The organism is Paenibacillus doosanensis (assembly GCF_025060755.1).
Taxonomy (GTDB): Bacteria; Bacillota; Bacilli; order Paenibacillales; family NBRC-103111; genus Paenibacillus_S; species Paenibacillus_S doosanensis.
The window spans coordinates 12,955-37,140 of the sequence record NZ_JANYUY010000071.1 but is presented as its reverse complement, the minus strand read 5'-3'; the positions used below and the strand labels follow the sequence as shown (position 1 = coordinate 37,140).

At 54.8% G+C, this 24,186-nt stretch carries 18 protein-coding genes; 17 read left to right on the top strand and 1 reads right to left on the bottom strand.

The window, feature by feature from the left end; genetic code table 11:
* Window positions 1-587: 587 nt before the first annotated feature.
* Window positions 588-4,337 carry a rhamnogalacturonan lyase family protein gene (locus tag N0M98_RS30600; RefSeq protein ID WP_310944680.1) on the top strand — a complete coding sequence of 1,250 codons (3,750 nt, stop codon included), beginning with the start codon at window positions 588-590 and terminating at the stop codon, window positions 4,335-4,337.
* Window positions 4,338-4,733: 396 nt separating this feature from the next.
* The gene (locus tag N0M98_RS30595) at window positions 4,734-5,372 is read left to right on the top strand and encodes a rhomboid family intramembrane serine protease (protein ID WP_249864363.1); all 639 of its coding nucleotides are present in this window, start codon (window positions 4,734-4,736) and stop codon (window positions 5,370-5,372) included.
* Between the two features lie 277 nt (window positions 5,373-5,649).
* On the opposite strand, the gene N0M98_RS30590 is transcribed toward N0M98_RS30595, so the two are convergent.
* A complete protein-coding gene (locus N0M98_RS30590) occupies window positions 5,650-6,504 on the bottom strand; it encodes a helix-turn-helix transcriptional regulator (protein ID WP_259620150.1) in 855 nt (284 codons plus the stop codon).
* Window positions 6,505-6,744: 240 nt separating this feature from the next.
* On the opposite strand from N0M98_RS30590, the gene N0M98_RS30585 reads away from it, so the two are divergent.
* The 15 genes from N0M98_RS30585 to N0M98_RS30515 all read left to right on the top strand — a co-directional run bounded on the left by N0M98_RS30585 (window position 6,745) and on the right by N0M98_RS30515 (window position 24,097).
* On the top strand, window positions 6,745-9,084 hold the full coding sequence (locus N0M98_RS30585; protein WP_259620149.1) for an AraC family transcriptional regulator: 2,340 nt from the start codon (window positions 6,745-6,747) through the stop codon (window positions 9,082-9,084).
* A 641-nt stretch (window positions 9,085-9,725) separates the two neighbouring features.
* Window positions 9,726-10,685 (top strand): ABC transporter permease, encoded by a 960-nt coding sequence (locus N0M98_RS30580; protein WP_375295571.1) that lies wholly within the window; start codon window positions 9,726-9,728, stop codon window positions 10,683-10,685.
* A gap of 41 nt (window positions 10,686-10,726) precedes the next feature.
* Complete coding sequence (locus N0M98_RS30575; RefSeq protein WP_259620148.1) at window positions 10,727-11,608, top strand: carbohydrate ABC transporter permease; 882 nt, start codon at window positions 10,727-10,729, stop codon at window positions 11,606-11,608.
* Between the two features lie 48 nt (window positions 11,609-11,656).
* A complete protein-coding gene (locus N0M98_RS30570; protein WP_259620147.1) occupies window positions 11,657-12,799 on the top strand; it encodes an enolase C-terminal domain-like protein in 1,143 nt (380 codons plus the stop codon).
* 57 nt (window positions 12,800-12,856) lie between these two features.
* Window positions 12,857-14,407 carry an extracellular solute-binding protein gene (locus tag N0M98_RS30565; RefSeq protein ID WP_259620146.1) on the top strand — a complete coding sequence of 517 codons (1,551 nt, stop codon included), beginning with the start codon at window positions 12,857-12,859 and terminating at the stop codon, window positions 14,405-14,407.
* A gap of 211 nt (window positions 14,408-14,618) precedes the next feature.
* Window positions 14,619-15,398, top strand: coding sequence for an alpha/beta hydrolase (locus N0M98_RS30560; RefSeq protein WP_259620145.1), 780 nt, complete (start codon window positions 14,619-14,621; stop codon window positions 15,396-15,398).
* A gap of 15 nt (window positions 15,399-15,413) precedes the next feature.
* A complete protein-coding gene (locus N0M98_RS30555) occupies window positions 15,414-16,214 on the top strand; it encodes an alpha/beta hydrolase (protein ID WP_249864356.1) in 801 nt (266 codons plus the stop codon).
* 34 nt (window positions 16,215-16,248) lie between these two features.
* Complete coding sequence (locus N0M98_RS30550) at window positions 16,249-16,770, top strand: cyclase family protein (protein ID WP_259620144.1); 522 nt, start codon at window positions 16,249-16,251, stop codon at window positions 16,768-16,770.
* A 78-nt stretch (window positions 16,771-16,848) separates the two neighbouring features.
* Window positions 16,849-17,142, top strand: coding sequence for a Dabb family protein (locus N0M98_RS30545; protein ID WP_259620143.1), 294 nt, complete (start codon window positions 16,849-16,851; stop codon window positions 17,140-17,142).
* Between the two features lie 177 nt (window positions 17,143-17,319).
* A complete protein-coding gene (locus tag N0M98_RS30540) occupies window positions 17,320-17,679 on the top strand; it encodes a hypothetical protein (RefSeq protein ID WP_259620142.1) in 360 nt (119 codons plus the stop codon).
* A 383-nt stretch (window positions 17,680-18,062) separates the two neighbouring features.
* A complete protein-coding gene (locus tag N0M98_RS30535) occupies window positions 18,063-18,560 on the top strand; it encodes a cation:proton antiporter regulatory subunit (RefSeq protein WP_259620141.1) in 498 nt (165 codons plus the stop codon).
* A gap of 4 nt (window positions 18,561-18,564) precedes the next feature.
* The gene (locus tag N0M98_RS30530) at window positions 18,565-19,803 is read left to right on the top strand and encodes a cation:proton antiporter (RefSeq protein WP_259620140.1); all 1,239 of its coding nucleotides are present in this window, start codon (window positions 18,565-18,567) and stop codon (window positions 19,801-19,803) included.
* 24 nt (window positions 19,804-19,827) lie between these two features.
* A complete protein-coding gene (locus tag N0M98_RS30525) occupies window positions 19,828-20,370 on the top strand; it encodes a hypothetical protein (RefSeq protein ID WP_259620139.1) in 543 nt (180 codons plus the stop codon).
* Between the two features lie 405 nt (window positions 20,371-20,775).
* The gene (locus tag N0M98_RS30520; RefSeq protein WP_259620138.1) at window positions 20,776-22,554 is read left to right on the top strand and encodes a sensor histidine kinase; all 1,779 of its coding nucleotides are present in this window, start codon (window positions 20,776-20,778) and stop codon (window positions 22,552-22,554) included.
* Window positions 22,547-24,097 carry a response regulator gene (locus tag N0M98_RS30515; protein ID WP_249866205.1) on the top strand — a complete coding sequence of 517 codons (1,551 nt, stop codon included), beginning with the start codon at window positions 22,547-22,549 and terminating at the stop codon, window positions 24,095-24,097. Before N0M98_RS30520 ends, N0M98_RS30515 begins: the two co-directional genes overlap by 8 nt.
* Window positions 24,098-24,186 lie beyond the last annotated feature (89 nt).

Genomic DNA, 24,186 nt, shown 5'->3' with positions numbered 1-24,186 from the left:
AATATGGACTTAAAACGCTCTTGTAATCTGCATGCACATGAATGACGAACATCGGAAAGCCGTATGAGGGAAAACCTCACGTACGGTTTGATGAGGAGGGGCAGATTTCTCTGCCCTTTACTCTAGGGAAATGATGCGCAGCAATTTCCTGCGGATATCCGTGGGCTCCCCCAAAAGTAAAGTCGACCCTACCCATAGAACGATCCCAGAGGAATGGTTAGACGCCGATCCAGCTTAGGCCGGATGCGGACGGAATAAGCTTCAGAGCATCACGTCACTTTTGGGGGATTGGTTCCTGCTTGGCGCCCTATTGCGTTCTTCGATTTCCCGAGAACGGTCTGAACGCTGAATTTCGCGAATGCGCACGATTGACAAATAAATGAAAGTTTTAGGCAAAATTGCGTAAAGATTCAGACAATTCATTTGTGATATTATGTAAACGCTACCAAATTGATTGCGTCCTTAGGACTGCGATCGATTAAATTCCTTAGTAAAGGAGGACAAGCAGTAACGTTCAACATGATGCACCGCCAAGGGGGGGTGCCGTAATTGCGGAATGCCATGCAGGAACATGAGGAGGAGATCTATTGTACGCTTTACAAAGACGTTTGTCCGCTTGTTTGTCTGCTGTGCTTGTGTTGACCCTGGCTGCGGGAATCGGCGATGCCGGCGTAAGCCGTGCGGAAGCGGCAGCCTCCGCGGCAGCGGCTTCGGGCTCCATGTTCGACTTCGGCTCGGACACGAGTCCGCTTGCCCCTGGCTATACCCGGGTCTCCAACACCACGATATACACGGCGGCCCGGGGCTACGGGCTCGACCGGTCGGTGAATAACCGCGATAGGGGAACGGCCGATCCGCTGCTGCGGGATTTTACGGTCGGTACGGATTACGGCTTCATGGTAGATTTGCCGAACGGGGAATATTCCGTCCGTGTCGTTTCGGGGGATGCGATCGCCTCGAACAAGACGGATATATCGATCGAAGGAGTCTCTTACGGAACGCTCTCATCCGCTAGCGGCAGCTACGCCGAACTGATCCGGACGGTTCATCTTGCCGACGGACAGATGAATTTCCAATTCGGCAGGGACGGCCGGGCGAATGCGATCGAGATTACGCCGCAGCAGGCTCCGGGCGGACTGAGCGTTTCGGCGGTCACGTATGCGCCCAGTCCGTCCGTCAGTCTCGTATGGGATGCGGTATATGGAGCCAGCGCTTATAACGTATACCGGCTTGCCGACGGAGAGGACGGAGATTTTACCCGGCTTGGCACCAGCACGGAAACATCCTATACCGACCGTACGGTACAGCTGGGAGGCGCTTATCGGTACCGGGTGACGCAGCTGCTGAACCAAAATATCGAGTCGTCGCCGAGCGATTCCGTTTCGGTGACGGTACGCGATCCCGCCGTGCAGCCGCCTGCGGCCCCGACGGGGCTTGCTGTAACCGACGCGGCCAAGACCCGGCTCACGCTCCGCTGGAACGAAGTTCCCGGGACGCTCCAGTATCAAGTGCAGCGTGCCCGGAGCGAACAGGGACCGTTCGCGACGATAGCGACGGTGAACGCCGCCGAATATACCGACAACGACGTATTTACGACGATGGCTTATTATTACCGGGTGACGGCGGTCAATACGGGAGGCGTATCGGCTCCGTCCGAAGTGCTGGCCGTGCCTGCCGTGACGACGCTGAAGCGTCAGATGGAGACGCTGGACCGCAGTCCGGTAGCGGTCAAGGTGGACGGAGGGGTTTATACGGGCTGGCGATTGTTCGGAACCGATCCGAAGAGCATTGCATTTAACCTGTACCGCAACGGGCAGAAGATCAACTCGCAGCCGATAACGGACAGCACCAATTATTTGGATGCAGGCGGCACGGCGGCCGACGCGTATGAGGTACGCGCCGTTGTGAACGGCGCCGAGGAGCGCCAAGGCGAAACGTTCGGAGTATGGAACGACCAGTATTTGGACGTTCCTCTGCAAAAGCCGGACGACGGAGTCACGCCTGCGGGAGAGGCTTATACGTACCGCGCGAACGACGCCAGCGTAGGCGATCTCGACGGCGACGGGAAGCTGGAGCTCATCGTGAAATGGGACCCTTCCAATTCCAAGGACAACTCGCAGTCCGGCTATACCGGCAACGTCTATATCGACGCCTACAAGCTCGACGGAACCCGTCTATGGCGGATCGATCTGGGCCGCAACATCCGCGCCGGAGCCCATTATACGCAGTTCATGGTATACGATCTGGACGGCGACGGCAAAGCCGAGGTGGCGTTCAAGACGGCCGACGGCACGATAGACGGCGCCGGGCAGGTGATAGGAGACGCCTCCGCCGACTACCGCAATTCGAGCGGCTATATTTTGAGCGGACCGGAATATTTGACGATTTTTAACGGGGAGACCGGCGCGGCTATGGTAACGACGGACTATGACCCGCCCCGCGGCAGCGTGTCGAGCTGGGGCGACAGCTATGGCAACCGGGTCGACCGGTTTCTGGCGGCGATCGCTTATCTTGACGGAGAGCGGCCGAGCCTAGTTATGGCCAGAGGCTATTATACCCGTACGGTTCTGGTAGCCTACAATTGGCGCGACGGGAAATTGACGAAGCTGTGGAAGTTCGATACGAACGATCCCGGCAACGCCGCTTATACGGGACAAGGCAATCATAATTTATCCGTGGCGGACGTCGATCACGACGGCAAGGACGAGATCACGTACGGGGCCATGGCGATTGACGACGACGGAACGATCTTGTACTCGACGGGGCTTGGCCATGGGGATGCGATGCATTTGGGCGATTTGGACCCGAGCCGCCCGGGGATGGAATATTTCGGCGTTCACGAAGAATATCCGAATCCGGCCGGATTGGAATTCCGGGACGCGGAGACCGGCGAGCTCATCTGGGGCGTGCCTACCAATTACGATGTCGGCAGGGGGATGTCCGCGGACATCGATCCGCGCTACCTGGGAGAGGAAATGTGGGCGACCGGCGACGCGGGCGGCATCTATACGACCAAAGGCGAGAAGATCAGCAGCTCCAGGCCGTCGGTCAACTTCGGTATTTGGTGGGACGGCGACTTGCTTCGCGAACTGCTCGATCATGATTGGAAAGACCCGATAGGCGTCGGTAATATCGACAAATGGGACTACGTGAATCAGAAGTCGGTAAGACTATTGACCGCCGTCGGCACGAATTCCAACAATACGACCAAAGGCAATCCGTCCTTGCAGGCCGACTTGTTCGGCGATTGGCGGGAAGAGGCCGTATGGCGCACCGAGGACAGCAGCGCTCTGCGAATTTATACGACGACGGCCGTTACCCCGCATCGGCTGTATACGCTGATGGACGATCCGGAGTACCGCTTGTCCGTCGCCTGGCAAAACGTAGCCTACAACCAGCCTCCTCATCCCAGCTTCTATCTCGGAGACGGCATGAGCGAGCCGCCGGTTCCAAGCATCGAGCGCGTGCCGCTTAAGGCGTCTGCCGTGACCGTATCCGCGCCGTCGAGCGAGGTCTTGGCCGGAGAGTCGCTGCAGCTTCAGGCGACAGTGGCGCCCGCGGCGGCTTCGAACAAGGCGGTTACATGGAGCGTACAGTCGCCGGACGGGACGCAGACCGCCATCGCCTCCATCGATGCGAACGGCCTGCTGCAGGTGCTGGCTCCGGGAACGGTGCTGGCGGTGGCGACGGCCGCGGACGGTTCGGGAGCGGCGGGATCGATGACGGTGACGATCGGCATCCCGGGCGGCTCTGCCGACGGAGCGCCGGCCAAAGGCGTATTGTCGAGCGATAACGGCTACGATACCGGTTTGCTGGACGGCGACTATAACATCACGATGAATGTGTGGTGGGGCAATAACGGCACTGTCTATAAGCTGTACGAAGACGGCCGCCTCGTAGAGTCGAGGACGCTCGGCGATCATTCGCCGAACGCTCAAGCCGTCACTACCGCCATTCACGGGAAGCCGAACGGAACGTACCGCTATACTTGCGAGCTGATCAATCGTTACGGAACGACGCCGTGCGAGCCGCTGACCGTTCAGGTCAACCAGGCCAACCCGGCCAAAGCGGTGCTGTCCCACGATAATTGGGACGGGGACGGCAATTACGATATTCGCATGGATCTGTGGTGGGGAACGAATGCGAAATCGTACAGATTGTACGAGAACGGAGTGCTTATCGATACGCAGTCTCTCGTACCCTCTACGCCTTCGGCCCAATCGGCCGTGACCAAGGTCAGAGGGCGAAGCGCAGGCGCTTATCAGTATGTCGCCGAGCTCGTTAACGACGCCGGCTCAACGAAGAGCGATGCGATATCGGTGAAAGTGAGCCCGTAGGGCAAAGCGTTGCAACAGAAGCTTAGCTCGGACAGCCTGTCCGGGCTTAAGCTTCTGTTTTTTTTGTTGTTTAAGAAATGATGCGCAGCAACATCCTGTGGAAATCCGGGGGCTGCCCCGAAAGTAAAGTCTACCCATAGAACGATCCCAGAGGAATGGTTAGACGCCGATCCAGCTTAGGCTGGATGCGGACGGAATAAGCTTCAGAGCACCACGTCACTTTTGGGGGATTTGTTCCGCGTTTCTGCCGATTGTTGTATGAAGACGAAGAAACGTCTATAATGTGCTTAGACTTTACGGGCACGCCGCCTGCCGCTTGGCCGGCAAGCCATAGGCTGCGCGATTTTTGCAGCAGGCGGCTGCCTGAGAGATTCGCAACGGAAAGGAAGAGGGGTATTGTTCGTCCGAAGAGAGAGCCTGAAGCAATATGTGCGCCTATATCCTGTCACCACGGCAATCATCATCATAAATGTGCTGGTTATGGCGGCGATGACCTGGTACGGCTCGTCGAAAAGCAACGCAACGTTAATCCGGTTCGGGGCGATGTTCGATCTGCCTGGAATGGAGCCTGAGCTGTGGCGGTATGTCACTTCGATCTTTATCCATATCGGCTTCGAGCATTTGCTGTTTAACAGCTTCGCCTTGTACGTATTCGCGGCGCCGCTCGAACGGCTGCTCGGCTCGCTGAGGTATGCGCCGTTTTATCTTTTGTGCGGAATCATCGCCAATATCGTCAGCGCTTGGCTGCATTCCGATTACTATATCGGGGCGGGAGCGTCGGGGGCGATTTACGGCGTATACGCGGCTTATTTGTACTTATCGATATTCCGCAAAGACTTAATCGATTACCAAACGAAGCAGACGGTGCGTACAATCGTCATCATCGGCTTCGTCTACTCGCTGATTATTCCGAATGTCGACCTTTACGCCCATGCGGGCGGCTTCGTCGGAGGGTTCGCAGTATCGGCATTGATGACGCTGTTCGTCAAGCGCAGACGGCGGCCGGATGACGAGCGGGAACAAGAAATGCCGTAGCTGCGACTGTGTAATAAGCAAGCGCTTGTGCAATAAGCAGGCTCACTGCGTGCCGAAGCGCAAACCAAAGCCGCTCCTTGTGGGCGGTTTCTGCATGTGATGAGACGGCCGTTTGAAAGCGCTATATATAGAAAAAATCCGGCGGCTTATGACTGGGGCCCGGTACGGTTGGTCCTGCGAAACCGCTTGCAGGCGAGAAAGTGGGCGATAACGGCTAACCGTCCTGCTTCCGCCGCGCTGCGGTCGGCTCGCCCTTTCTTATGGCAGCGGCCCGCTTTTACACCCTGTGCTCCATCCGGAACGCTCTGGGCTGCACGCCGACATGCTTGGTGAAGCAGCGAACGAAGTAAGGGAAGGAGCCGAAGCCGGTTTCCTCCGCAATGCGGCCGATCGGGTCATCGGTGTGAATCAGCAGCCGCTTGGCCATCTCCACCCGATAACGGGTAACGTAGCCGAGAGGCGTGCAGCCGAACGTTTTTTTCATGCAGAGAGCGATATGGTTCTGGTGGAAATGCAACTCCTCGGCGAGACGCTGATAGGACAACGGTTCTTTGTAATGACGCCGCAAATAGACGGCCGCTTTCTCTGCGACCCGTTCATATGGGCGGTCGCCCCGGGTTTCGTCTTCCTCCTGAAGGTGCAGGAGAATCTCATGAAACAGCTGCTGCTGCTTATAGAGCGCCAGAGGGGAAGGTTCCGTGCCGAGTTGCAGGAGATGACGGAATGCATCGAAGACAAGGGAGGGCATTCGCAGCTTACCGCTTCGCTGCAAATAAAAGGAGAAATATTCAATCCGGGCATAAGGCTCCGTTTCGAGCAAGGACGGGGGTAGCGGCTTCTCCTCCGCTTCGAACCAGCGGCCCAGCGTCTGAAAGTGCAGCCAGTAAAAATGGGTTTCTTCGCTGCAGGGCATCGCGGTGCGGTGAACTCGATCCGGCCGCAGCAGCGCGTAAGATCCTGCCGGAACAGGCAGAGCCATGCTGCCTTCTTCGAGGAATAAGCTTCCCCGGGTGACGACAATCAGATCGAAGACACCGATGTTCGAGCGGTTGGCATGTTTGCCTCCTATGGAATAGATATCTTCTCCGCTGACGATATAGTGGGGCATAGGGGGAGCAATAAACTGCAGCACCTCGAAGCGCTCCTTCCGTAACTTTTGTGTGATAAGTACATGATAGGGCAATTTGCGAGCTTAAGTAAAGAATATTTGCGATACGCACGCAGTACGTTGTTCGCTTGCAGCAATGTTGCGATCGGATAAATTGTTGTTGTATTTGAACATATTGCTTCCGGACATCCCATGTTATATTCTAGGCAAGCACTATACTCAAGGTAACCGGGGGAGTCTATGTTAAAAAGAAGGTGTGAGCGGATGAGCGGACCGGTCGGTAAAAACAGAGGCGTTCTTTTTTGGAAAAACTTAAGCTTGGTTCTTCTGATTACAAGCATTCCGATCGCTTTCATCGGTATTCTGCTGTATGTGCTGGGAACCGCACGGATCGAAGAAGAGATGAATAAAGCGCATCAGAATCAGATGAGCCAGTCCATCCAACAATGGAACGATTATATGACCAATTTGGAGCATTCGGTTGTCCGGCTCGCCTTTGACCGAAGCTTGGACGAATCGCTGCAGCAGATGGATTTTGTACAGGACTTTCCGCGAACGAACGAACTTATGAAATCGTTCTCAATGATGACGGAATCCAATTCGCTGATCGACAGCGTCAATTTATATTTGCGCGGTTCGGATAAATTGCTCGGGGACGAGATCGGATTTCAAACGATTCGCTCGGACGAAGATTTGGCGCTGCTCAATTCCCTGCTCGATAAAGAACGGACGATTTATTGGAATTACAGCCTGAGAAAAATAAACGAGCCGGGTTCGAAGTACAAAGCGATCGTGATTAAGCTTCCCGGCGGTCAATTGTACGGTTCGTTCGGCGCATTTATCATTTATTTGAATCAGGGCAAATTGAATATGATGGTGCAGAAGCTCGTTTCAGGAGAAGGGGTTTCTTTTCTGTTCAACGAGAATGGGGACGATTTGACGGCTTCCGGGCCGGCGGACGGCGCGCGGGAGCCGGAAGGGCTGAAGGCCGCGCTCAAAGAAAAGATTATGAACGACAACAGCACCGAAAACATGTTCAAGTACGAATGGGACCGCAGCAGCTACTCCGTATCGTACGAGAAGATCGCCAAGCTGGGCAGCAAATGGACCGTCGTATCGGCTACGCCGCTCTCCCAGGTCACCGCTCCGGTGACGGATCTGTCCATGCTCATTCTGTGGATCAGCGTGACGGCGTTGACGATCGGGCTGCTGCTGTCCTGGTTCGCATCCAATACGATGTATGCGCCCATCGCGCGGCTGAAACGTTTGTTCGAAGCTCCGAGAAACGGGAGGATCGAGGAGAAGGACGAAATCACCTATATGGAAAACCAGTGGAGACAGCTGCTGGAAGAAAGGAAAACGCTTTCCGCTAAAATGAAGCAATCGATTCCGGCGCTGCGCGAAAGCTTCCTGCTGCAGTTTCTGCAGGGCAATCTGTACAATCACTCGGAACGGGAGATTCTGGAGAAGCTGCGGCAGCTGGATTGGGATGCGGACGATCGGCGCTTCGTTGTCTTGGCGGCCCAATTGCACGGCCTGTCCGAGCTCGGCGGCAAATGCACGGACCGGGATGAGCAGCTGATTACTTATGCGGCGTCGAATATTTTGGCCGAGCTTTGTTCCGCCGAAATGAGCAAGGTTCATGTTATCCATTTTCAGGACTTGTCGATCGGCGCTTTGCTCGCGCTGGATGCAAGCTGCTCGAACGAGGCGGCCAAAGCGTTCATCAACAAGCTGGCCCATGATTATATCGCTGCGGTCAACAATGTTCTGCGGCTGAAGGTCACGATCGTAACGGGCAAATTATCCGATTCGATCCTGGAGATGCCCCACGTGCTGGATCAGACGCGCAAAGCGCTGCGGTTCCGCGATCTGCACACGTCCAATCAGCTGCTGGATATGAATCACATCAGGGTGGAGACGGCGCATAACAAGCATTTTCCGGCGAATTTGGAGCGGGAGATCGTGCATGCGGTCAGCATGGGACTGGAGGAAGAGGCGGTCCGGCTGATCCGCGAGTTTATGAAGGAGCTGCAGCGCGATAACAGCACCGAATTCATGGTGCACCAAGGGATGATGAAGCTGCTCGGCTCGCTGCACGACGCCATCCTTAAGCATGACGTGAACTTGTACGACTTGTATGAAGGCGCCCATCTGTACGAGCAGCTGATGCAGCTGTCGGAAGAGCGGCAGATCGTCGAATGGTTTCAATATAAGCTGATCCGGCCTTTTATCAAGACGCTGTCCGTCGCTTACGACAATCAGATGCGGGAGCTGATGGATCGGCTGCTGACGCAGATTCAACAGGAGCTGCTGCTCGACATATCGCTGGACAGGTACGCGGAACAGCTGCAGATGAGCTCGTCCAAGCTGAGCAAAGTATTCCGGCAAATGAACGGCATCAATTTTATCGATTACGTGATCCGGCTGCGCATGGAGAAATGCAAGGAGCTGCTTGTGCAAACCGATATGAAAATTAACGAGGTGGCCGAGCTGCTGCATTACCAGCCGTCGCATCTGATTCGTCTATTTAAAAAAAGCGAAGGAATCACCCCGAGGCAGTACCGCGAAAAGCACAGGGGCAGCGAGCCGTTATTCCTTTGAAGACCAAATGTTTCCAAGTCCTCCCCGCTTTTCGGAGGGCCTTTTTTCATTGTTTAGGAAATGATGCGCAGCCATATCCTGTGGAAATCCGGGTTCTCCCCCGAAAGGAAAGTCTACCCATAGAACGATCCCAGAGGAATGGTTAGACGCCGATCCAGCTTAGGCTGGATGCGGACGGAATAAGCTTCAGAGCATCACGTCACTACCCTGGAAATTACTCTTGGTACCCCATTTCCATTGTCTGTGGTGCCGCGTAGCGGCATGGATGGCTTTTGGGGGATTTGTTCTGCGGGGAACGAACAAGCAAACGAAGCAAGCGAGGGCAATCCGGAGAAGCAGAGCGGTCGCCTTTGTTCCCGGATTTCAACCGTGTCACGGGCTGAACTATTCAAGAAATCCGGGAACAATAGCGATCGGAGGATGCTTTCGCATGCGCAGTCGGCGTTGTTCACCTCTCGGAAAAAAAGACGATCGCCGGAAATTTTGCACGGGATCGCGATAATTTATTATTATTGCCGTTTGCACGAAAGCGATTTACAGTGGGCGTATCAGCTGATTCCGAATGCAGCTTGCGCGGTGTAAAGGGGGGAAGCGGGGATGCAAGCGTTCGATATCATTTGTTTAAGAGGGGAGGAAGCGAGATGGCGATGGATGAGGCTAAGCTGAGGTCTCAGGCAGTCGTGAAGCAGAGAAGCGGACGGATGCTTTGGTCCGATCTGAAACGCGACAAATATTTATACTTGCTGGTTTTGCCCGGAATCGTGTACTTCCTTGTCTTCAAGTATTATCCGATGTGGGGAATCATCATTGCTTTTCAAGATTATTCCCCTTATATGGGCGTATGGAACAGCGCCTGGGTAGGCATGGAGCATTTCGTCCGGTTTTTCACCAATCCGAGCTTTTACATTTTATTCCGCAACACGATGATGATCAGCCTTTTGAGCCTGGTGTTCTTCTTCCCTTTGCCGATCGTGCTGGCTTTGTGCATGAACGAGGTGGGCAATAAATATTGGAAGCGGACCGTGCAGTCCATCGTGTATTTGCCCCATTTTCTGTCCTGGGTCATCATTGCGGGCATTACGTTCCTGCTCCTGTCCCAGTCCAGCGGAGTCGTTAACATGATGCTGGAGCGTATGGGCTACGCCAAGATTGATTTTCTGACCAACGAGAATTATTTCTGGGGGCTATTGACCGCGCAAAATATTTGGAAAGATACCGGCTGGGGGACGATCATTTTTTTGGCGGCGATGACAGGCATCGATTCGCAGCTGTATGAAGCGGCCAAAATCGATGGCGCGAGCCGGATCAGACAAATATGGCATATTACGCTGCCGGGCATACGCAATGTCATCGTGATTTTGCTGATTTTGCGGCTGGGCCATATTATGGACGTCGGCTTCGAGCAGGTGTTCCTGATGTCCAACGGCGCGGTCGCGGGCGTCGCCGACGTCTTCGAGACGTACGTATACCGCAACGGCATTCAGCAAGGGCAGTTCAGCTATACGACGGCGGTAGGGCTGTTCAAGTCCGTGATCGGACTGGCGCTCGTCGTTTGGGCGAACTGGACGGCCAAACGCTTCGGCGAAGAAGGCGTTTATTGAGGAGGAGAGGGCCCTCATGCGCTGAAAGGAGGAATCGTCTAATGAGAGAAAGCTTGGGAGACCGCGCTTTTAATGCAGTGAACATGCTGGTGCTGGTCGTCGTTTCCGTCGTCACGTTATTTCCTTTGTATTATGTATTCGTCGTTTCCTTCACGGAACCGGGCGAATTTGCGGATAAGAACGGCTTTGTCCTGCTGCCGGGACGCTGGAGCATAAGCGCTTACGAATATCTGCTGTCGACTTCGGCGTTCATTAAAGCGACGGGGGTCAGCGCCTTCCTGGCGACGGTCGGCACGCTGTGCAGCCTGATCATTACGTCGGCGTTTTCATTCGGGCTCTCCCGCAAAAGGCTGCACGGCCGGAAGACGATGCTGTTTATGGTGATGTTCACGATTTTATTTAATCCGGGCATCATTCCGCTGTACTTGCTGGTTCGCGATCTGGGCCTCATTAACAGCATATGGTCGCTGATCGTTCCCGTATTGACGAGCGGCTGGTACGTTATTTTGATGAAAAGCTTCTTCGACAGCATTCCGGCGGAGCTCGAAGAAGCGGCGATGATCGACGGATGCAACGAGCTCAGCATTTTCGTCCGCATCATTCTTCCGTTGTCCGCCGCGTCGCTCGCCGCTTTCGGGCTGTTTTACGCCGTCGCCTATTGGAATACGTTTTTCAGCGCGGTGCTGTACATTAACGATTTCACGAAGGTGCCGCTGCAAATCGTGCTTCGCAACATGCTCATCGATTCGGATACCGCCGTCGGCGGGGCGTCCGCGGTAGAGATGGCTTCGGATAAGCAGCTGCCTACCCAGACGATCAAGATGGCGGCCGTGGTCGTATCTACGCTGCCGATTCTTGCGGTATACCCGTTTTTGCAAAAGCATTTTACGAAGGGCGTCATGTTAGGCTCGGTCAAAGGATAATGGCAAGAGACACTTTTTTCCAAAAAACCACGGTGAGGAGAGGTTACTATGCAAAGCTTTAACGATCTGGAAATGAATTGGCGTATCGAGAGCATCGAACAAGCGGTGATGAAAGGAGAGCGCCGCAGATTGGCCGGCTGCAACGCGAGATTGGGCGTGCACGGCAAGGAAGTCGGCTTTCCGCTGCTTCGCGTCACGATCGGCGGCATTTCCGGTTACGGCTGGTCGAGAATTTCCCGCGAGGATGCGCAGGCTTTGATCGGCAGCAGCGTTCGGGACATGTTCTCCGCGGAGCAGTGGATCGAAGAACGGTTCCATGCGATTCAATTCCCGCTGCTCGATTGGCTCGGGCAAGTAAGACAACAGCCTATCTACGAGCTGCTTAGCGGAAGCAAGGCGGCATCTGCGCTGCGGGTCCCGTGCTACGACACTTCGCTGTACTTTGACGACCTTCATCTCAGCTCGCATGAGGACGCCGTTCGCCTGCTCCAGGAAGAGGCGATGCAGGGCTACGACGAAGGCTTCCGGGGCTTCAAAATCAAGGTGGGTCGCGGCGCTATGCATATGGATTTGATGGAGGGCACCAAGCGGGATATCGCCATCGTCAACGGTATTCGCGACGCGGTAGGGCCTGAATGCAACATTTCGATCGACGCCAACAACGGCTACAACCTGAACTTAACGAAGCATGTGCTGAGCGAGACGGCGCAGTCCAAGCTTCTGTGGATCGAGGAAGCGTTTCATGAAGATGACAGACTGTACCGCAACTTGAAGGAATGGCTGGCGGAGAAGCAGCTGAAAGTGCTGATCACCGACGGGGAGGGACTAGCGGCGAAGCCTATCGTGGAATGGGCCGAACAAGGGCTGATCGATGCGATACAGTACGATCTGAAGGACTACGGTATCGTCAATTGGCTGAAGCTCTCCAAGCGTCTCGCCCGCAGCGGAGTGAAGGCCGCGCCGCATAACTACGGCGGATTTTACGGCAATTACGCTTCGGCGCAGGCTTATCCGGCGATTGAAGGGTTTATGTTCGTGGAATGGGACGAGGCGCAAATTCCCGGCATCGACACATCGGGATACTCGATCCAAGACGGCCTGATAACCGTCCCTTCGGCGCCTGGCTTCGGGCTGCATATCGACGCGGCCTATTATGAGGGGCTGGTCCGCAGTGCGGGCTGGCGCGTGTAGCCGTTCTTTCCAAGCTTCGAACCAAACATTATTTTGATTCAGGGGGATGATGTCTCAATGAATATTTATAAACGGAACATATATAAACGGTCCGTATCCGGCAAATCGGCGTTTCTGACGCTCTCCGCAGCCGCTCTGCTCTCGTCGCTGACAGCCTGCTCTTCTTCTCCGGGGGCTGCTCCCAAGGACGGGACGGCCGCCAAGGAGGAAGCGGGCAAACCGACGGAGCTGAAAATTATGGTGGACTACACGATCGCCCAGCCGCCGTCGCCGGACAATCCGGTGCTTAAGGAATTCGAGAAAAAAACGAACATGAAGCTGACCGTGCAATGGATACCCGGGGGCGATTACGCCGATCGTGTCAACGTAGCGCTCGCCGCCGGCGATATCGCCGATTTGATTAAAATTCCGAGCATTACGACCCCTTTATTCCGGCAAATGGTGAAGCAGGGGGCGTTCTGGGATTTGACGCCGTATGTTAAGGATTACCCGAATCTGACGGCGCTGGACTCGAAAATTTGGAACAATACCAAAATCGACGGCAAAAACTATGCGGTTCCGGCGGGCCGCCCGTTGGACGGAGGCGGATTCTTCTCGATCCGCAAAGATTGGCTCGATAAGCTCGGGCTGCCGATGCCTACGAATATGGATGAGCTGTATACCGTGATGAAGGCTTTTAAAGAAAATGCGCCGGACGGCAAAAAAGATACGACCGGCTTCACGATGCGCAGCGCGCAAATGATCGAGGAAGTGTTTACCGGAACGGTCGGCAAGTGGAAAGAGAAGGACGGCAAGCTCGTCAATATGACGATGGAGCCCGAAGTTAAGGAAGCGATCGCCTATCAGCGGAAGCTGTATGAGGAGGGCTTGATCCCTCAAGATTTCCCCGTGCTGAAGGAAACGCAATATTGGGAGCTGGCGACCAGCGGGCGCGCGGGAGTGACGGCGGAAACGCCGGAGGCGCTGTTCCGTTATACGATGGATCAATGGAAGAAAGACCCGAATGTGGCTTGGACTCCGATCGTGTCGCTAAGCCCGAAGGCGGGAGGAAAGCAGTACGTTTCCCAAGGCTCCGGGATGAACGGCGTGCTGGCTATACCGAAATCGGTGCCGGAAGCGAAGATGAAGGCGATTTTAAATTTTATTAATTACGGCTCCGGCGGCGAAGGTCTGGATTTGACATTATACGGCATTAAAGACGTTCATTATTCCATTGTGGACGGATTGAAGATCGCCAACGATAAAGCGGTGGCGGACAGCGTCGGAACCGGCTCGTGGGGGAAAATGTTCAGCACGCCGGTCGTCGACTTGTGGCAGTATGCGGCCGGCATGCCGAAGGAGATTTATCAGCGCAATATGAAAATCGCCGAAGAACGCTCGAAAATTTCGGTCGGCGATCCGACGATCGGGCTGGTTTCGGAAACCGATCTGAAGCTGGGCGCAGACTATAATAAGAAAATATCGGATTTGAAAACCCAAGTCATTATCGGCAAGCTTCCTATGGAGGCATGGGATCAATACGTCGAGCAGCTGAAAAAAGACCCGAACTATCAGAAAATCATCGAAGAGATGAATGCGGAATACCAGAAGCGAAAAGCCCAAAATTAAGCGGAATGACGATCAAGACGGAACAAGCGGGGCCGTCTAAGCAGGGAGTGCGCCGGTTTGCGGATGCGCTCCCTGTTTTTCGTTGCGCGTAGGTGCCGGCGATTATTAAAGGAAAGAAATTCCTGAGAGACAGGGAGTTGACGTCCGGACGAAGAATTAATAAATAGCTTGTTCAGCAAGCTTCATAAGGACATAGGGAGGGAATAACCGAATGGCATGGCTGCATGTGCATTATCATTCCGAGGTGCTGCGGATGCCCGTACCGATGGAAGTATTGCTGCCTCAGCACCTGTCGGGGGGATCGCGCACGGTGAGCGATCCGGGGCCGTATCCGACGCTGTATTTGCTGCATGGGCGGAGCGACGACCATACGGCATGGATGAGGCGTACGAGTATCGAGAGATATGTGGAGAGGCTGCCGCTGGCGGTTGTGATGCCGGCCGGGCATCTTGGCTGGTATACCGATATGGCGATGGGCCGCAATTATTTCACCTTTATTACCGAAGAGCTGCCGGCGGTGTGCGAGAGAATGTTCCCGCTGTCCGGCGCGCGCGAAGACCGGTTTATCGCGGGGCTTTCCATGGGGGGCTACGGCGCGATGAAGGCCGGATTGCTGGTTCCCGAGAAGTACGCGGCGGCGGCATCCTTCTCCGGCGCTCTCGATGCGCTCGACATGTTGGAGCGCATCGGCGAGGGGCAGGCGTCCGATGTGTTCGGGAGCAAGGAGCAGCTTGCGGGCAGCAAGAACGACCTGTTTGCGGCGGCGGCCGCCAGAGCCGAATCGGACGCGCCTTGCCCCGAACTGTACGCCTGGTGCGGGACGGAAGATTTCTTGTATGAAGCCAGTGTCCGTTTCCGCGACCATGCGCTGCAGCTCGGGCTTCCGCTGACCTATGAAGAAGGGCCGGGCGATCACAGCTGGGCCTACTGGGACCGCTGCATCGAACGCGTTCTCCAATGGCTGCCGCTGCGCGAGACTGGCACGAGGTGAAGAGGAGGGAATAAGATGGCACTAATCGAGACGCATTGTTTCTCCGAAGTATTGGGGATGGAGACGGTTGTCAACGTGATCGTCCCTCAAGAAAAGCGCCCGTATGAAGGTGACGGCAAGCTGAAGGTGCTGTGGCTGCTGCACGGCGGGTCGGGCGATCATACGGCATGGCTGCGCATGACCAGCATCGAACGGTACGCGCTGGAATACGGCATCGCCGTCGTCGTTCCGGGCGTGCATCATTCCTGCTATACCGATATGAAGCACGGCGGCAAATATTTTACCCATATCGCCGACGAGCTGCCGAACACGCTGCGGCATCTGCTGCCCCGGCTGTCGGCCGCGCGGGAGGACAACTACATATCCGGCCTGTCGAACGGCGGATACGGCTGCTTGCGGGTCGGTCTGGCCCGGCCCGGGCAATATGCGGCGATCGGGGCGTTCTCCGCGGGCGACAAGTCGGACATCGCCTTCGAGAACGACGGCTCCCAGCGGGCGTACGACCGCGTGCTGCTGTTCGGAGACGGAGATATCAAGAACACGGATAACGACCTGAAGCATCTGGCTCGGCAGGCTCTGGCCGGATCGGCGGTACTGCCGAGGGTGTATCATGCCTGCGGCAGCCTGGACCCTTGGCTCGATCTGAACGAGCTCGTGCGGGATTTCTTCGTTTCGCTGGAAGGCAATCCTTACGGCTATCAATACCGTCAGGCGGAAGGCCACGGCCACACATGGGAGTTCTGGGATGCGGAAATTGTCCGGTTTCTGGAATTTGCCGGGCTGACGAAGCAGCCTTCCCGCTACTGCGGCATTTGACGAAGCTGTAATCGAAGGAGGAGGGGAACGGGCCTTGCGCATCATCGATTTATCCTTGCCGATCTTCTCGGGCATGCCGGTTTACCCGGGCGATCCCGAAGTGAAGGTGGAGATCGCTCACACTTACGAGAGCCATACGTGGGAGCTGCGCTCCCTGGCCTTCGGCTCGCACACAGGCACGCATGTCGACGCCGTCTCCCATATGCATCCGGGCGGCAAAACGCTGGACGAGCTGCCGCTGGACCGGTTTTTCGGCGTAAGCTATGTGGTAGACCCCCGTGCTGCGTCGTTTCCTTCGCGCGCGGGATTGTTCTTCCGGGAACCTGCCGGGCTGGAGGTGCTGGAACGCGTCGTTGCGGCCGAGGCTCCGCGCGCCGGGGGCTGCTTGGACGAGCCGCTGCAGAGAGCGCTGCTGCAAGCGGGGATCGTGACCTACACGGATCTGGTCGGGCTGGATCTGCTGCCATTGAATCGAGCCTTCATGTTCTACGGCTTCCCTCTGCGAATTGCAGGCGGCGACGGTTCTCCCGTAAGGGCGGTTGCGGTATTGGAATAACGCCGGATGAGACTGGCCTAAACGGACCGGCCATGGTATAGTGAAATGTACTGCATATACAGGCAAAGGAGAACTAGCATGATCGATCATATCGTATTGGTTAAATTCGGCGAGAGCACGACCCAGAAGCAGCTTCAGGAGGTCGTAAGCCGCTACAAAGCGTTGAAAGGCGAATTGGAAGGGGTTATCGACATTCAGGCGGGGATCAATTTCTCCGAGAAAAATCAAGGCTACCAGATTCTGCTTTCCGTACGGTTCGAAAATAAAGCGGCGCTCGAAGCTTACGGTCCTCATCCGAAGCATCAAGCCGTAGCGGCCTTCATTAGGGAAGTCGGCCGGTTGGACAGCATCGTAATGGATATAGAGATTTAAAAGCTAACGATCGGAAGTGCTATGCTGCCGATTAGTAACAAAATACCTCCTCCTTTTTTTGAAAAAGAAGGGGGTATTTTAATTATACCGGTTAGTTTTGTTAGCTCGATTATTTGATAAAACGGGCGATTTATGGTATAATTCAATTAAATTCAGGTGAAAAGGAGGTGAATGTGTATGTTATCTCGTGATACCTCGTCCAAGCGCTGGTTATCTCTGATTTTAATTGCGGTATTCATGATATTTGCTACACCTACCCCCAGCCTGGAAGGAAATGTGAGCGAGTCCGGCCGGACTGTCGTCTCGCAAGGAATGGAATACTTCTCAAATCAAGCCACGGTTCGCAAGCAAGCTTCTTCGGCGGAACGATTGCGCTTGGCCGCGTTTCTCGCTGCGTTTTTCATTGTTTTGCGCTCCATGACGAACGAAGTTCGCCTCGTTCTGCCTGAAACCAACCTCCTGTTTCATCCCCTGATTGCCCGCCGGCTGGCGCGGATGCTGTTAACCCCTATCAAATTTACTTCGTTATACGTGTAGCCTTGCCTAAAGTAGACCCTCCGTTCTTTTGTTCCCTTCGGTTCGTTTCGTATAAGTCCCGGATGTATTTTGGCAATGTCCTGTAATGAATAGCTTAGTTAACCGTCCCATTTTTCGGAAAATAGGTACAGCGGCTTCTTTGTGCTGCAAAGCTTTGAAAATATAGCGCTTCTTGTCCAGAAATGCCGATGCCGACAATCCCTCTTTGTTTGCGCCTGGCTTCGTTTGAAAAAAAACGGAGGCCGGAGGGCTTGTTTGCCGACGCCCGAATGAGGGCTGCGCCTTACGGTTTGTTTGCGCCTGGAAGGATGCGATTTATAACACAGTGTATCGATTGGAAAAGGGCGTTTTATATACAGAAAACTTCAGGAGGATGCGACCTTATGAATATTAAAGAAACCGAGCTCCCCGGAATCGGGAAGAAGTTCCAGCTCCTTTCGCGAAGCGGGGATAAGATCGTCATTGTGATCCATGACGACGGCAGGCGGGAATGTTACCACTATGAAGATAGGAAGGCGGATGACAGCATCTCGATGATTACGCTCGACGACGATGAGGCGCGCTTGGTGGCGGGAATTATCGGGGGCATGACGTATAAGCCGAAGGCGCTCGAAACGATCGAGATGGCGCTCGACGATCTGGTTATCGAATGGTATCGCGTCGAGCCCGAGGATAAGGCCGTAGGGAAGACGATCGGAGAGCTGAACGTTCGGCAGGCTTCCGGAGCTACGATTATCGCGGTTATAGAGAAGCAGCAGGTGTCCCAGCGGATTAACCCGGGGCCGGATGTCGTGATTACGGCGGGCTGCACGCTGGTCGTTGCCGGGGAGAGGAGGCAGCAGAAGCATTTCAAGACTATTTTAACGAACGGATGTGAATGAGCTTATGAACTACATCGTATTCGAAATCGGCGTCGCTATCGCGCTCATCGCGCTTTCCGGCCTGCTGTCCGCCAAGCTGAGATTTTCGGTGATTCCGTTCTACATATTGGTCGGCATGGCCGTAGGGCCGCATTCATTCTCATGGTGGCATATCGATCTGAGATTTATTTCGAGTGCGCCGCTCATCGAATTTTTGGGACGGATCGGCGTGTTGTTTCTTCTCTTTTATCTGGGTCTGGAGTTTTCGGTCGGACGGCTGGTCAAATCCGGACGCTCGATTGTGGTGGGCGGAACGATCTACATTTTGATTAATTTTACGCTCGGGCTTCTCTTCGGGTATGTGGCGGGACTGCCGCTGCTGGAGATGCTTGTCGTCGCCGGCATTACGACGATATCCTCCAGCGCGATCGTCGCGAAGGTGCTGGTCGACTTGAAGCGGACGGCGAATCCCGAGACGGAGATGATTCTCGGCATCATTATGTTCGAGGACGTCTTCCTCGCCATCTACATTTCCGTCGTTTCCGGCCTTGTGCTCAGCGGCTCGACGTCGATAGGAGGCATCGCGTTGTCGGCTCTTATCGCCCTCGGCTTCATGCTCTTCGTGCTGATCGCCGGCCGGAAAGCCGTTCCTTTGCTCAATCGGCTGCTGAATATTCGCTCCAACGAGCTGTTTATGCTTGTTATTTTCGCCGTACTGTTCATCATAGCGGGATTTTCGGAGACGATCCATGTGGCCGAGGCGATCGGCGCGCTGCTGGTCGGGCTGGTGCTGGCGGAGACGGAGCATATGAAGCGGATCGAGCATTTGATCTTGCCGTTCCGCGATTTTTTCGGAGCGATCTTCTTCTTCAGCTTCGGCTTGACGATCGACCCGCTATCGTTGGGCGGGGCCGTATGGCTCTCGCTGGCCGCCGTAGCGCTGACGCTGGCCGGCAATTTTGCCGCAGGCATGTGGGCCGGACGCAGCGCCGGGCTGTCACCGAAGGCGTCGGTCAATATCGGGCTGACGATCGTAGCGCGCGGGGAGTTTTCGATCATTATGGCCAATTTGGCCAAAGCGGGCGGCCTGCTGCCGGTCATACAGCCCTTCGCGGCGCTGTACGTGCTTATTTTGGCCGTGATCGGCCCTTTGCTCACGAAGGAAACGAAGCTGATTTACGGCGGGCTCGAACGTGTACTCGGGCTATTCGGATGGAGGCGCGGCAAGAACTTGCCGGAAAAGGCGGCCTCTCAAGATCATTGACTATCATATCGAGGAGGAATCGGTATGCGGCATAGCTTTGAATGGGTTGGACTCTACAGTGAAGTTCTTATTCCCGGGGGAAGCGGGCGGAGCGCTTTGTCTGGAAGTCTGCTGTCTCCCGTTCCGGCAAGCTTGCCGGACGGCGGCACGGCGGCGCATGTGCACAGATGGCAATCCTCCGCGATCTTCTGCGCGGCGTTGGCGGCGGCCGTCTTGCTCTCGGCTTCCCGTCTGCTGCGGGGCTCGTCACGGGAGCGGCTGATGCGGGTACAGACGACACGGCCGGAACCGGTCGCGGAAGCGATTCGTCAGGCCGTCGGCCGGGAGGCGGCCAGGCTGAAGAGCTATACGACAAGAGGCGGGGTGACGATGCACCGAATGCAGCTAGTGATTTACAGGCTGGAGGAGGTTGAACTGACGGAGCGGATTCATCGCTCGGACCCCGATGCGATTGTCGATGTCATTCCGCTGGAGGGCTCCGGCGGCCCGGGCTCTGTGGGCAAATGGCCCAAACGTCATAACCGTCCGGATTTACCCGACGTATCCAAATATGGCAATGAACTGTAAGCGCATCGTTCGCAGAAATCGTTAGTGCAGTACTGGAGCTAGCTGCGATGGATGATGAAATCCGGAGGCGCCGCCGATTTGAAGAACGCATTTAAAGAAGCCGAAGGCAGCCTAAAGTAGAATAGAAAGGGAATGAATATGGGGTGGAAAAGCGATAGAGGCCGCCTTTGAACTTCGTGTTGACGCCATGACATACAAACAAATTAACATAACACGAAGTTCAACAGCGGTTGGAACCCCATATCCAATTCTCTCCCATGCTCTAACGTATGGGTTTATACTGGATTTTAAAGGACCTGGGGCCTCAGGTTTTTCCTCAAGTCGGCCCAACGAAAACTTGGCTGTTTTGGCAATCCTAGTGTACCATAAGGAAAAAAGCGTCTGCAGCCAAGGGGGTCCGTTCTCGTGAGACGGTCAGCGTTTCCGTTCTTCAAACCGGCCATGAACTGGAAAATTAAAAACAAAGTATTTTCGCTTATTTCGCTCATCATGGTGATCTGTTTTATGATCACGTATTTTGCGCTGCAATACGCTTACTCGATCTATGACGAGCAGCTGTATTCCAAATCGTCCCAGCTGCTGAACTTATCGTCCAGCGGGATCGAAAGCGAGCTGAAGCGGCTGGAACGGCTGTCGTTCAGCATGGCGACCGACTCGCAAATTCAGAGCTTGCTGCTGTCGATCGACGGCAATACGCCGGAGTTCGAGAAGCTGCGGATTCGCTCCTATATTTCCGACAAGCTCGTACAGTATACCGGATATGAGAAATACGTTTACTCGGTGGAGGTGACCGACAAGCTGGGGGAGCAGGCCTTGGCCGGGCAATCGCAGGTCGTTTCGGGAGCCAAGAGAGAGATGATACTTAACGAATCGGCCAAAGGCTCCGGGGAGAGCCGGTGGATTCTGCCGGACGGCGAGGATGCCACTCTGATTATTGCCAGGGAAATTAGATCGTATCAGAACCAGAACTTTAGCCTGGAGAGAATCGGCACGCTGGTTGTCCGCATCCGTCTGGAAAATATCGTAGACGACGTCATTGCCGGCACCGAGCTGAAAAACGGCGAAATGCGCATTGCGTCGGGAGACCGAATGATCTACCCTCCACGGCTCGATAATGCCGGACTGTCGCTGCCGGAGGCCGAGGAATGGCGTCATGGATACGTGATCAAGCAGCTCAACGGCCGGCCGTATTTCCTGACGCAAATCCAGTCCGGTTATTTGGGATGGTCGTATCACAGCCTCATACCGTACGATACGATCTTTAATAAAATCATTCTGATGAAGCGAATTCTTCTCATCGGCTTTATTGCAAGCTTGCTTGCCGTCATGGCGGTAGCCATCAATTTTGCCCGCAGCCTGACGCGCCCTATCGAGGACTTGATCGGCCGAATGAAGCAGGTGCAGAAAGGCGATTTCACGCTGATGGAAGCGGAGCCGCCCGATCCGGTGACGCTGCAGATGGACGAGGTGGGGCAGCTGCACCGCACGTTCCGAATGATGATGCAGCAAATCAACGAGCTGATTACCGAAAATTACGCCAAGCAGCTGACGATCAAGGAAACCCAGTTCAAAGCGCTGCAGGCGCAGATCAACCCGCATTTTCTGTACAATACGCTGGAATCGATCAATTGGCTCGCCAAAACGAACGGCCAGCCGCAAATTTCCAAGATGGTCGAAGCGCTAGGCTTTTTGCTGCGAAGCTCGATCAGTCTCAGAGAGGCGCTCATTACGGTCGGTGAGGAATTGGAAATCGTGATGTGTTATATTACGATTCAGAGGTTTCGCTTCGAGGAGCGGCTCGAATTCGAGATGGACGTTCCGGACGAAGCTCGGAAGCTGATGCTTCCGAAGCTGACGCTGCAGCCGCTGCTGGAGAACTCGATTCACTACGCGCTGGAACAGATGCTTGAGCCTTGTCTCATCCGTATCCGGACAAGACGCGAGCCCGGCAAGCTCATTATCGTCGTCGAGGATAACGGTCCGGGGATGAGCGCAGAGCTGCTGGAGCAGGTGAGAAAAGGCGAGGCGCGCACGCGCGGCAGCGGCATCGGGCTGAAAAATATCGAAGAGCGGATCGTGCTCGCGTTCGGAGAAGACTATGGCGTCCGGCTGGACAGCGAGCCGGGCAAAGGGACGAGCGTGTCCATTATTATACCGGATGAAACGGGGGATTACGATGTATAAAGTGCTGTTGGTCGATGACGAACGAATAATTTTGGACGGCATCTCGCGAATCGTAGATTGGGCGGGGACGGGAACCGTCCTTGCGGACACGGCGCGCAACGGGATTGAGGCGTTCGAGAAGGTGAAGGAAAACCGGCCGGATATTATTATTAGCGACATTAAGATGCCCGGGATGGACGGACTGCAATTGGCGGCCAAAATCGGCAGGGAATATCCGGAAATAAAATTTGTTCTCCTATCGGGATTCGGGGAGTTTGAATACGCCCGCTCCGCCATTGAATACGGAGTCAAGCATTACCTGCTGAAGCCCTGTAACGAGAACAAAATCATGGAGGTGCTCCATGAGCTGGTCGAGGAGCTGAACCGGGAGCGGGACAGTGAGCAGTTCGTGCGCAGCATGAGAGAAGGCTTGGAGAAGGTGCTGCCGCATGTGAAGGAACAGTTTCTTAAAGAATTCGTCACGAATAAAACGTACGGCAACCGCGATTGGGAATATTACAGCCAACTATTCCGGCTGGAGCTGGGCAGACGCGAGGTGAGGCTGCTGCTGTGCCATCTCGACGGTCCCTTCGAATTCGAGCATCTGTTCGCCGTCAAAAATATCGCCGAAGAGCTGCTCGAAAAAACCGTTCTCAGCTCGACGGTAGGCGATCATGTGCTGATCATGGTCGAAGATCCGGAATCGGTCGGAGAGCTGCACGAGCGGATCGAACGGATCAGGGAGACGTTCCTCAAGTATTACCGGATCGATCTCACTGTTGCGCTCAGCGAAGCGGACGATATTACGCGGGCGAGAACGCTGTATAAGCAGACGCTGGAATGCTTGAACTACCGCTTTTATCTTGGCGAAGGCAGTCTGATCACGGAGCGGGACATCGAGGGGATGAGCCGGGCGGAGCCTGTCGAGCTCGGCTTTAACGAGGATAATTTGATGCTGCAGATCAAGACGGGCAATTGGGAGGAAGCGGCTCATGAGATCGATTTGTTTTTTCAAAAGGTAGGGGAGCTAAGGGCCGACATCTCGACTTCGAAGTCTTACGTTATCCAGCTGTTTATGGCGATGATCCGGCTGGGGGACGCCGAGGATATGCACGGCTATATGGACAAGATGGTGAAGCTGATGCAGCTTGAAACGCTGCAGGCCATCCAGTTGTTTTTCAAGGAAACCGGCCATCAGATCGCTTCGCTGCACTATGAGCAGAACAAGCATAAGCACAGCGCTATCGTCAGCAAGGTCGTAGAAATTATTTCGGAGCATCTCGGCAATCCCGAGCTGTCGCTCAACTGGGTCGCGCGCCAGATGCTGTACATGAATTCGGATTATTTGGGCAAACTTTTTAAAAAGGAAACCGGGGAAAAGTTTTCGAATTATGTGATGAAAACGAGAATTTCCAAAGCGATTGAGCTGATCACTCAAAAATCCGACATCAAAATTTTCGAACTGGCGGAGCAGCTCGGATTCGGCGATAATCCGCAATATTTTAGCCAAGTATTCAAAAAATATGCGGGCTGTTCTCCGTCCGAATATATGAAAACGACGTGATAACCCCGAAGAACAACTCTGTTTTTTAAACAAGGAAAACGGTTTTTTACATTCTTTTTCCCTGTTCGAAGAGCGATAATAGCTATGTA